Origin of the sequence: Acinetobacter sp. YH01020, assembly GCF_013420275.1 — a bacterium.
Classification (GTDB): Bacteria; Pseudomonadota; Gammaproteobacteria; order Pseudomonadales; family Moraxellaceae; genus Acinetobacter; species Acinetobacter amyesii.
On sequence record NZ_VOYN01000080.1, the window covers coordinates 1 to 10,420 of the forward strand.

Genomic DNA, 10,420 nt, shown 5'->3' on the forward strand with positions numbered 1-10,420 from the left:
TGTTCCATTTTAGAGATTTGTTTAAGATAAGATATAACTCATTGAGATGTGTCATAGTATTCGTCGTTAGAAAACAATTATTGTGACATTATTTCAATGAGTTATCTATTTTTGTCGTGTACAGAGAGAAAAAGCATTAAATTTTGATGGTTGGGAAAAAACGCGAACACATTGGGCAATTAAAAATTCTAACTTATTTGAAAAATTAGCGCCTCTTGATATCTTTTCAAATTTAGAAGAGATAAAAGAAACTTTTCCAAATCAAAATATTGACCTACTAAATCCACCTCAAATTATTGGTCATATAAACACATCAATTGAAACTAGTTTTAGCATAGAAGCTGAAATTACCTATACTCCTCCATATATCAATAGTATTTCTACTTATATAGAAAAAATTAAAGATATAAATGAATTCATTATTAACAAAAAAGAAAATCGTGAAGTATTTTATAGAGGTCATGGAAAATTTTCGCACCAACTATTGCCCTCACTTTTACGTGAAGATCCCACTGGCAAAGGAAAAGTCTATTTAGAAGGTGAACATTTGTTATTTCGTGAGTTACTCACAATGGAACCTAATTCCTTCAGTAATGACATCAGTGGTTTTGACATCCTTACACGAATGCAACATTATGGGATGCCAACTAGAATGCTCGATATATCTAGTAATCCATTGACTGCACTCTACTTTGCCTGTGAAAATTTAAAACATAATGAAGATGGTGAAGTTGTATTAATTTCTGTCAAAAAGAACGATATATGTTTTTATGACTCTGACAAAATTTCCTGCTTAACAAATTTAGCAAAACTCACTGCTAATCAAAAAGATCAATTATCCCAATATATTATTAATTGCCAAAAAAATGACCCAAACAAAGTTCTTTTAAATGATTCTGACCTTAATGAAAAAGTTTATGAACAATACTTACACTGTATATTAAATGAAAAACCCTACTTCAAACCTAAAGTTGAAATCAAAGATCTTAAAAACACTTTCTGTGTAAAAGGGCGTTTAAACCAAGAAAGGATTATTGCTCAATCAGGATCTTTTCTCATCTTTGGTTTAGATGCGGAAGCTATCCCTGAAAGTGGTAATGATGACTTCAATGTATATAGAATCAGAATAAATAAAGATGATAAAAAGCCAATATTAGATGAACTAGATTTACTCAATATCAATCAAAGAACGGTTTATCCAAGTATTGAAAACTCAGCCAAATATATCAAAAACAGATTAGAAAATTTCAAAATATGACCATCAAAAAAGTATCTTCTATCGTCAAACTCGAAGACTTAGGACGCATTCAACTATCAAAGTCTTTCTTTATGCGTGACTTTCTCTATAGCGAAATCGCTAACTGGTACGGTATCCCTAACTTTCCAGACCATCCTGATATTGCCATTCGTACGGGCTCGAAACTCTGCGAAGAACTACTTGAACCACTGCAAGAAAAGTTTGGACGTATTGCCACTCGTTCAGCTTACCGTTCACCAAGCGTGAACCAACTCGGCAATGAAAAAGGACATAATTGCGCAAGTAATGAGAAAAACTTTGCCAGTCATATTTGGGACTATCCCGATGCTAAAGGCTACGGTGCAACGGCATGTATCGTCATTCCATCATTTTTAAAACTTTATGAAAAAGACCAAAGCAATTGGCAACAACTCGCCTATTGGATTCATAACCATCTGACCTATAGCCATTTGCAATTTTTCCCAAAACTCTGTGCTTTTAACATTGGCTGGCATGAACAACCCGCACGGGAAATTTATAGTTATATCCAACCGAAAGGCTATTTGCTGCGAGGTGAAGCGGTGAATGAGGGATTTGAGAAATTTTATCCTGATCTGATTTAATTTTTTAAGTTTCCCTCTACCCCCGCGTTCTCCCAGTGGGAGAAGGTGCTTCCATTGCTAATTTAATACCGTTATGGATTGTTACTTACCTCTCCATTTAGTAGATGAACAGCACTGCTGCACAAGGGAGAGGTAAATATTTAACTTTTTAAAGCTATGTGAAAAACACCAAAGTCATTAATAATTGATAGCATCTAGCCTACTAAACTCATCATAATTTGAACTATAACCATCTATAACTTTTATAAATCCAGATAAAAATATACAACTAAAGAATTTACAGCCTGCTTAAAACTGTCATTCCAATATGCTAAGGTAAATGAAAAATTGATATAAATCATATTTCAACAGAGGGTTACATCATGTCAAAACAAATTCTTATGCTCGTGGGCGACTATGCTGAAGACTACGAAACAATGGTACCTTTTCAATTTTTAGTTGGTCTTGGTTATACCGTTCATGCCGTTTGTCCTGACAAAAAAGCTGGCGACAGCATTGCCACAGCCATTCATGATTTTGAAGGTGAACAAACTTATAGCGAAAAACGCGGTCATAACTTTGCGATTAACTATGACTTTGATGCAGTTAACTCAGAAAACTATGTCGGCTTAGTGATCCCGGGCGGTCGTGCGCCTGAATATTTACGTATGAATACACGTGTGATTGAAATCGTACGCGAATTTGACGCGGCGAAAAAACCTATTGCAGCGGTTTGTCATGGGGCGCAAATTCTAGCGGCAGCCGATGTGCTAAAAGGTCGTACATGTTCCGCTTATCCTGCATGTGCCGCCGAAGTTAAACTGGCTGGCGGTCAGTATGCAGATATTGCAGTCACGGATGCAGTGACCGACGGTCATTTAGTTACTGCTCCTGCTTGGCCTGCTCACCCTGCGTGGATGGCGCAATTTGTTAAAGCATTAGGCGCGACGATTACCATTTAATGCTTGAGTCACGAAACTAAAACGCATTGGATCATCATCCATTTAGGGTGAATCCATAAAAAATGCTCCTTGTATAAAAGGAGCATTTTTTATTTACTCAAAATAAAATTAACGAACCACACCTAACTTATTCCAAATTTCTGGGGTTAAAAATTTAGTCACCAATTTATTCAAATCGACATAACGCAGTACGCCTTGTAATTGTTGTTTAATTTCAGGCGTCTTTAATATTTCATCCCCCGTGATACTACCAAGCTCTTGAAAACTTTCGCCTACAGCCTGTAGACCGTCGGCTTTAATTACGGCCTGCGTTTGCGTAGAACATTGCTCAACCAAGATTCGCTGCATCACTTGAGCCAGATTTTTATCGAGTTGCGTTTTTTGCGCATCACTGACATTACTATACTGTTTTAAATCTGGGTGCGCTGCCAATGCTGAAAAGGTCCATTGTAGAACTGCCGTTTTATCCGACGCAGTGGTCGATTTCACTAAACATTGACTGAGCTGATCGACCGTCGGACTCGCCAAACTCACCAGAGTCGTCCCGAGCATCATGAGCGTCAATAAAGCCAAACCTGCTGGTCGTGAAAAACGTAGATGTAATTTTTTAGATAAACCGTAAGCCATAGACCAAACTCCCAAAACTTGAGTCACCTTTGTATCATGAAGTGCTGTATTTGCTGTTTGGTCTATGTAACTCAACTATTCATTTTTGCTAGTCGGTGCATAGATGAGAGGATGAATCGTTGGCCTTCTATTCCAATACCAATAAAAATGTCCATGGGTATCGAGCAAACTATGGGTGGTCAATGTCGATTTATTGCTATCCCCTCGCCAACATGCAAGTGCTGCATTACGATTATTATGTAGGTCAATAAACTCTGGATTCGAATATTTTGGTTTCGCAGGAATGTATAATGCATCTCCCGGATTGACCCATAAATCTGCCAAGTAAATCTTGCCTAGATTTGGAAAATAGCGTCCTACTGAGATGACCAGTGGCAATTGATCCTGATCGGTCGCGCTAAAAATATGCGGAAAGTCGTGATGTTCTAAATCAGTAGCCACAAAAGGAAATAAGGTTTTTCCACTACAGTCAGGCTTACCGCCATCTAGATAGGCAAAACAATGACCTGCCATCATGCCATATTCATATTGAATATCTGACAGTCGTTTTTGATTTGAATGAATCTGAATCGCTTCACCTGCATGGACTAAGGTGATACCAAAAGCTGCTGTGGTTTCTTTGGTTGCGACTAATGGCATAAACTCGAAGTGTTGCCCTTCAAAATCAAGCTCCGTTTGCTCCCCCCAATTGGTAATTTTAGTCGAAATTTCGGAAGAAACCTCGTAGGGATTTCCCATCGTCATTTTCGCATTGGTAGTTGACTCGGTAATTAAATGAATCCCTGACCCAAGTGACGCTAAATATGTTGGATGCCCACGATCATTCAAAAAGAAGGGTGTTTGGTAAGCGTCCGCTGAATCCCATGCCTATTTTTTAATTTTGGTCGGATTTCCAGCGGTGTGGCAGTAATTCTTCTATTTGGGTCACTTTATGCGTCGGCAGCCTTTTCAGCACATCACTTAAATAGGCATACGGATCCAGTCCATTCAGCTTTGCTGACTGGATTAAAGTCATGATATTGGCAGCTCGTTGGCCGCTGCGCAGCGAGCCAGCAAACAGCCAGTTCTTACGTCCCAACGCCCAGGGACGCATCTGATTTTCAATCCAGTTATTATCTATAGGCAAATTACCATCATCCAGATAGCGGCAGAGTGCCTGCCAACGTTTTAGGCTGTAATTGATCGCCTTGGCAGTTGGAGAACTCGATGGCACCGTCAGATAATGTTGGTTGAGCCATTCATACAGTTGTTGCATCACCGGTTGACTATGCTGTTGCCGATATTCGCGGCGCTGTTCTGCTGTACTATCGGTCTTTTTCCTGAGTTCTGCTTCTATGGCATACAGTTTCTGAATCAGCACTAATGCCTGTTCAGCAACCTGACTTTTTTTGGTCACATGCAGTTCATGGAATTTACGACGTGCATGGGCCATGCAGCCCACCTCAATGACCTGGCCTGATTTAAAGCGTGCTTTATAACCACTGTAATCATCACAGACCAGATGACCCTGCCAGTCTTTCAGGAACGCTTCAGCATGCTGACCTGAACGGCTATCCTGAAAGTCATAGATCACCGCCTGAACTGGATTGTACTGTGTGGTGGCATAGGCCCAGACATAACCTTTCTTCGGTTTTTTCTCATTCTCACCCATCCGCATAATGGTGACTGGTGTTTCATCTGCATGCAGCACCTGCTGTTGCAGCACCACCTCTTTTAAGGCATTGGCCAGAGGCTCCAGTTCCACACCGCAGCGACCAATCCAGTCAGATAAAGTGGATCTGGACAGATCAATGCCAGCCCGCTGATAGATCAGGCGCTGACGGTACAGCGGCAAATGATCGGCATACTTCGATACCAGCACATGGCTGAGCAGTTCAGGTGAAGCAATGCCTTTATCAATCACATAGGCAGGCATCGCTTGCTGAGTCAGGGTGTCACACTGATCACAGACCCATTTGCCACGAACATGCTGTTCCTTGTAGAACTGTGCCGGTCTGAAATGCAGTTTTTCACTGATATCTTCGCCGATACGACGTAACTGGCAGCCACAACTGCATTGGGTTGATGCAGGTTCATGCTCAATACGGATGGTGTGTAGATGATCTGGCAGCAGTCGACGTTTAGGTTTATTGGTTTTGGCTTTCTGTGTCGCTGCATCGGTTTTATCTGCATTTAATCGTTCTAATTCCAGATCAACGGCTGCGATATCTTCTTCGACCGCTTCGTCCCATAGATGGATTTGTTTTGCCGTTAAGTGTTCATTCTTTTGGGCGAATTTATGCTTTTTAAACAGCGCCAGTTCATGCTCGTATTTTTGATTGAGAATAGAAAGATGCTGAACTTTGGCATCCAATTCTTGATTTGATTGTGCCAGAGACTGATGCTGCATCGCCAACTGCCGGGTAAATTCCAGCAGTTGTTCATGGGTCAGTTGGCTTAAGTCAGGCAGTGTATTCATGACCGCAGTATGCCTGAGGTCATGACGCAGAGGAAATAGAACGTTTGGAGAATAGTAGAATGTAGCAGCCTAGTTTAGAGCATTGTGACCACTTGCTGTCGTCCAATGCGCTGCCAGGGCAAACCCTGAATGAGTGCCTGTAACTGTTCTGGACTGAGAGCTACATTTTCACCCTGGTGAACTTTAGCCCAGTGGAATTTTCCCTGTTCCAGCCGCCGGGCACACAGCCAGATGCCCAGTCCATCATGTACCAGCACTTTCATGCGATGGCCACGTTTATTACAGAACAGGTAAGCACAATGCGGTTTGATGTAGCCAAAGGCTCTCACCACCTGAGCCATGGCAGTATCCATTCCTGCACGCATGTCCATGGGCTGAGTAGACAACCAGATTTCATCAATGCGGATCATGTTGCAAGTGCCTTGAGTAATTCTGCTAAAGCAGATATTTCTGATACTTGCCATTTCAAGCCAATTTCTGCTTTTGAGTGGGGTAAAGTAATTTGAACTTTTAACATGTCAGTAGGAGTAGGATCTAATGGTGCAGAGCAAGATAAGGCAATAAATGCAGGTTTATTCGGTAGTGGTGTGCGATCACTCCCTGGCTTAGCATCAATTAAGCGAATCCATTTGGATACAAGATTTGTATTCAATCCATGTTGCAAAGCGACTGAAGCAATTGAAACGTCCGGTGCTTTACAAGCCTGAACGATCTGCTGTTTAAATTCAGCACTGTATGTTCTTCGTTTTTTCGCAAGAGATGCGATGGATGTCTGATTATTTGTAGTCATAAATTTAAGTCCCCACTTGTTTCTAAGTGGGGACTAAATTAAGGCTTATAGGATGAATTCATAAGGTGTGTTCAGCGGACGCTTACGGTGTTTGCTCGATATTGACTGTAATTTCTGTCAATTCTCGGTCAAATAATGGTGCATTAAAATAAGTTTCATTTACTGAACTCATGGTTTTTCCTTATTATTTTTAAAACTTTGTTTGAGTACATGATTGGATCAGGATAAAAGCTTATTTCCCCAAATGGCTTTTATCCTGTTGAAGTTTATTTCATACGATTCAACATATTTTTTGCCCCTGCGTGGTTATAGTTGGTCGCTAAGTTTTGTAGGATGCCTTTTGCTCTTGCATTGGCGTTTGGATAACTTTTGCTATATGCAGGCACTGAGGTTAAGCATTTTGCAACGAGCATACCTGATTCAGCATAGGCTCTATTGGCATTTGCACCATTTAATTTGCCATAGCTATAAGCGCGCTGTGCATTATTACAAGCGGTGACTTGGTTTTTTCCGGCATTCAGATCGCGTCGTGCATTCACATATAAGCGCATTTGTATCTGCTGCGATGTTTCTGCAACTGGTTTCGCTGTTGGTTTATTTTCAGGCTCTTTGGCTTTGGTTTCTTTTTTAGTCTCTACTTCTTTTTTTGTTTCATCTTTCGCATTGCTTTTTGTTGTCGTTTGTTTTGCTTTGCTTGATGTGGCTTTTTTAGCAACAGCTTCTTCTTGTTTATTATAATTTTTGCGACGTTCTTCGGGTCCGATGATTGCTGTATACAAACTCACTAAGCGGGTTTCAGAACGGTCATTTGATTTACGCTCTGAAACGGGTTCAATTGCAACCATCCAGCGTTGTCCATCTGCCTGACTACACTGAAATACGCCTGTGCCCTGTTTTATACTGCTATAGGTCGCTAATAATTTACGACTCCATGCATTTTTGACTTGGTTCAAATTGCTTTTATTCAGTTGAATAAATTTGCCATTTTTGGCTTGGCAGTAACTGCTCATATTTTGCTTGGGTATAACTGATTCTGCTTCCATATTTTTCTTTTGTGGCCCCCAATCATAGACGTATTCTTTCGCCTTTCCATTTGCGCTATTAAGCCCTTTTTGATTGATCACATCTTGTGGTGATGCATAATGATTAAATGAATTTGGGTTTAAACTCTGCATGGTGGTACAACCATGTAATCCAAATCCAATACTCCCCACCCATAAAATTGCCTTTAAATTCACAGCAAAAATCTCAAAAATTTCACCCTTAAAAAATAGCGTAATTCAGTGTCTTTCACAATTTTATAATCTTGATTTTACTTATTATTTTTATAAATTTAATCACTAAAATCGTACACGTTTGAGATGTGTGCATATGTTGTTAATTTTAATTTGATGAATTTCACATTTTATTTAAGTGTATTTGTTTATCCTTGGTGAACGGTCATCATCGTTCCATTTCAGGTTATTTCGCAAGCATTTATGTATCGCTATGTGCTTATCAAATCTGTCATCAGAACAAGCCTCTATTATTAATCATGATATAAAACTAGGCTTATCTAGGATTCGAGCGACAATATGGAATCGAGTAAAAAAAACAGCTCATCTAAAAATGTTAATCTATTGATTTTATTTGAATATATTAACTTAAAATTAAAGTCATAAAAAAACCTGCATTTTAGTGCAGGTCTATTTTAAACTTATAAAATCAATTATTAATTTTTTCTTCAAATGCTCTTAAACGCTTATAAATAGAAATCAGTTCGATAATGGTTGTCCATGAGGAAATCAGGTATTGGAAGGAATCACGTACACGCCCAAAGACATTTAAAATTTGCATTAATATACCGAGCGTGATTGTTCCCGCTGCAATACTTGGAAACAAAATAAAATATCCATAAATATTATCCAGTTGCATATACCAAATACGAACCAGGTTGAAATAAGCATAGTGAAAATACAGTCTAAAATAATTAAAACGAACTTTAGTAAATAATTCTTGTAATGTGAAAGGGTCTGCTCGATCTGCATGATCTTCACCATAAACTAACTCTTTACGATATGCCGCTTCGACTTTTTGATTATTAAACTCCAAACCCGGTAGTTTATAACCCACCAGCATTAAAATAACCGTCCCTAAAACCGCCCAAAGGACTGCCGCCCAAACCAATGCATAGGCGATTTCCCCCACGACAGGTAATTTCTTTACATGTGTTGATAAAGTTAGCAGCACAGGTAGAAATGCAATTAAGGTCATCACCGATTCAACTAAGCTAACCCCAAGTCCTTCTGTGGTTTTTGCAAAGCGCATCGTGTCTTCTTGAATACGCTGTGAGGCACCTTCGATGGTTCTCAGTTTTTCCCAATGCGCAGTATAAAAGTCATTCATTGCAGTACGCCAACGAAAAACATAATGACTGACGAAAAACAGGTTCAATACAGCCAGTGTGACATACACCATGGCCACATAGAGAAAAGTCAGTATCTCAGAATATAGCATCGTCACTTCGCCCCCACCACCTGAAAGCATTTTCTGGATCAGGTCATAGAATGGGTTATACCAAGCATTGATTACGACATTACATTCCACACTAAACCAAACATTAAACAGGATAAATGCGGTTCCCCACACAGACCATCGTTGCCAAGGATTATCTGATTTAATCTTCCAAAAGGCTGCAAAAAGCGCCGTTGCTACAAAAAACCAAACATAGAACCATAAAAATTTGGGACTCCAAAATCGGCTAATACCAATAGGCAATTCTGCTTGATGATAATTTGCAGGTAAACCAAACATCGTACCCCAACTATTGCCACCGCTATACCACAAGACAATATTGATGACGAACCATATAAGGAATGATCCAAAAAACCATTTTGGATTTGGAAAAAAAGATTTAAACATTAGTCCTACATTTCCCTGAATCTTTGTTTTTAGTTTGAGTTGCTGATGATAAGTTTTATTTCATAATTTTTCTTGTTCAGATTGAATATTTAACGCTGTTTAATCTGAAATTTAACAATCAAATACACGATGACACATCCTTCGGTTAGCTTAAGTATGAAAACTGAAGTTCACCTTAAATTCATTATTAATCATGCCCTTTTGATGATCTGGTCATTGTTTGTGGAACAAAAGACACATCTTAGGACATACAGTTCCAGTTAAAAAATTTGTAATTTTATAAATTTTCTTTGATATCAATAAATTAAAATCCATAAATTATTTAACCATTATTTAAACTTAAGTTATGGAATTCTCTAAAATATTTTCTGCGATGTAGCTCACGTCATTTACAAAACATGTTTCTTCACCAATAATATGCTAAGTTCAATTAACAACCTATGCTTGGGGAAGTAAAATGGAAAGTGCAATTGTTGAATTACTCAAACCAATTACATTAAATAAAGAAAATTGCAGTCCTTTGGTTTTTGAAACTGGTACCGTTCTAAAAGTGATTATGCAAACGCCAGAAGGCCTTTTGGTAAGTAATGATGACAAATTTAACTTTGTGATTTCATTGAAAGATAAGAATGAAGTTTGGCGCGAAATTTAATTTTCGCCTCACTTTGTGATTTGTTTTTAAATCATATTTATTCTAAGAAATTTAATCATACAATTATTAGACTTCCGTCATAAATCAAAAAACGTACAATTTATTTGATCTTAAATTAATCAGCAAAATTATTTAATTCGAGGGATAATCCTTGGATGAAATTCAAAGATATTCAAAAATTATCAGACGTT

General features: G+C 38.7%; 11 protein-coding genes. 4 read left to right on the forward strand and 7 right to left on the reverse strand.

Annotated elements, in window-relative coordinates; translation table 11 throughout:
- Window positions 1–421 precede the first annotated feature (421 nt).
- The 3 genes from FTT85_RS17375 (at window position 422) to FTT85_RS17385 (ending at window position 2,801) form a co-directional block, all read left to right on the forward strand.
- Window positions 422–1,258 (forward strand): FRG domain-containing protein, encoded by an 837-nt coding sequence (locus FTT85_RS17375; protein WP_373886906.1) that lies wholly within the window; start codon window positions 422–424, stop codon window positions 1,256–1,258.
- Window positions 1,255–1,860, forward strand: a complete 606-nt coding sequence (locus FTT85_RS17380) for a hypothetical protein (RefSeq protein WP_180184058.1) — start codon at window positions 1,255–1,257, stop codon at window positions 1,858–1,860. The genes FTT85_RS17375 and FTT85_RS17380 overlap by 4 nt, the downstream gene beginning before the upstream one ends.
- A 362-nt stretch (window positions 1,861–2,222) precedes the next feature.
- A complete protein-coding gene (locus tag FTT85_RS17385; protein ID WP_168379042.1) occupies window positions 2,223–2,801 on the forward strand; it encodes a DJ-1/PfpI family protein in 579 nt (192 codons plus the stop codon).
- 108 nt (window positions 2,802–2,909) lie between these two features.
- Here FTT85_RS17385 and FTT85_RS17390 read toward each other — a convergent pair whose 3' ends face one another.
- The 7 genes from FTT85_RS17390 to sbmA form a co-directional block, all read right to left on the reverse strand.
- The gene (locus FTT85_RS17390) at window positions 2,910–3,356 is read right to left on the reverse strand and encodes a hypothetical protein (RefSeq protein ID WP_257232198.1); all 447 of its coding nucleotides are present in this window, start codon (window positions 3,354–3,356) and stop codon (window positions 2,910–2,912) included.
- Between the two features lie 147 nt (window positions 3,357–3,503).
- Window positions 3,504–4,166, reverse strand: a complete 663-nt coding sequence (locus tag FTT85_RS17395; RefSeq protein ID WP_257232196.1) for a hypothetical protein — start codon at window positions 4,164–4,166, stop codon at window positions 3,504–3,506.
- A gap of 136 nt (window positions 4,167–4,302) precedes the next feature.
- A complete protein-coding gene (locus FTT85_RS17400) occupies window positions 4,303–5,886 on the reverse strand; it encodes an IS66 family transposase (RefSeq protein ID WP_180110187.1) in 1,584 nt (527 codons plus the stop codon).
- A 74-nt stretch (window positions 5,887–5,960) separates the two neighbouring features.
- On the reverse strand, window positions 5,961–6,296 hold the full coding sequence (gene tnpB, locus FTT85_RS17405) for an IS66 family insertion sequence element accessory protein TnpB (RefSeq protein ID WP_043974827.1): 336 nt from the start codon (window positions 6,294–6,296) through the stop codon (window positions 5,961–5,963).
- Window positions 6,293–6,676: a transposase gene (locus FTT85_RS17410; protein WP_180184061.1), complete on the reverse strand. Its 384-nt coding sequence runs from the start codon at window positions 6,674–6,676 to the stop codon at window positions 6,293–6,295. The genes tnpB and FTT85_RS17410 overlap by 4 nt, the downstream gene beginning before the upstream one ends.
- A gap of 266 nt (window positions 6,677–6,942) precedes the next feature.
- The gene (locus FTT85_RS17415; protein ID WP_180159975.1) at window positions 6,943–7,914 is read right to left on the reverse strand and encodes a hypothetical protein; all 972 of its coding nucleotides are present in this window, start codon (window positions 7,912–7,914) and stop codon (window positions 6,943–6,945) included.
- A 466-nt stretch (window positions 7,915–8,380) separates the two neighbouring features.
- The gene (gene sbmA, locus FTT85_RS17420) at window positions 8,381–9,577 is read right to left on the reverse strand and encodes a peptide antibiotic transporter SbmA (RefSeq protein ID WP_180159976.1); all 1,197 of its coding nucleotides are present in this window, start codon (window positions 9,575–9,577) and stop codon (window positions 8,381–8,383) included.
- A gap of 457 nt (window positions 9,578–10,034) precedes the next feature.
- Between sbmA and FTT85_RS17425 the strand changes: the two genes are divergently transcribed.
- Window positions 10,035–10,229: a hypothetical protein gene (locus tag FTT85_RS17425; RefSeq protein WP_180004283.1), complete on the forward strand. Its 195-nt coding sequence runs from the start codon at window positions 10,035–10,037 to the stop codon at window positions 10,227–10,229.
- The last annotated feature ends 191 nt before the right edge of the window (window positions 10,230–10,420 follow it).

What these genes read in the sequence shown, in the direction of transcription:
- FTT85_RS17380 (WP_180184058.1), top strand. Translation starts at nt 1,255, where the DNA reads ATGACCATCAAAAAAGTATCTTCTATCGTCAAACTCGAAGACTTAGGA.
- FTT85_RS17385 (WP_168379042.1), top strand. Translation starts at nt 2,223, where the DNA reads ATGTCAAAACAAATTCTTATGCTCGTGGGCGACTATGCTGAAGACTAC.
- FTT85_RS17390 (WP_257232198.1), bottom strand. Translation starts at nt 3,356, where the DNA reads ATGATGCTCGGGACGACTCTGGTGAGTTTGGCGAGTCCGACGGTCGAT.
- FTT85_RS17395 (WP_257232196.1), bottom strand. Translation starts at nt 4,166, where the DNA reads ATGGGAAATCCCTACGAGGTTTCTTCCGAAATTTCGACTAAAATTACC.
- FTT85_RS17400 (WP_180110187.1), bottom strand. Translation starts at nt 5,886, where the DNA reads ATGAATACACTGCCTGACTTAAGCCAACTGACCCATGAACAACTGCTG.
- tnpB (WP_043974827.1), bottom strand. Translation starts at nt 6,296, where the DNA reads ATGATCCGCATTGATGAAATCTGGTTGTCTACTCAGCCCATGGACATG.
- FTT85_RS17410 (WP_180184061.1), bottom strand. Translation starts at nt 6,676, where the DNA reads ATGACTACAAATAATCAGACATCCATCGCATCTCTTGCGAAAAAACGA.
- sbmA (WP_180159976.1), bottom strand. Translation starts at nt 9,577, where the DNA reads ATGTTTAAATCTTTTTTTCCAAATCCAAAATGGTTTTTTGGATCATTC.
- FTT85_RS17425 (WP_180004283.1), top strand. Translation starts at nt 10,035, where the DNA reads ATGGAAAGTGCAATTGTTGAATTACTCAAACCAATTACATTAAATAAA.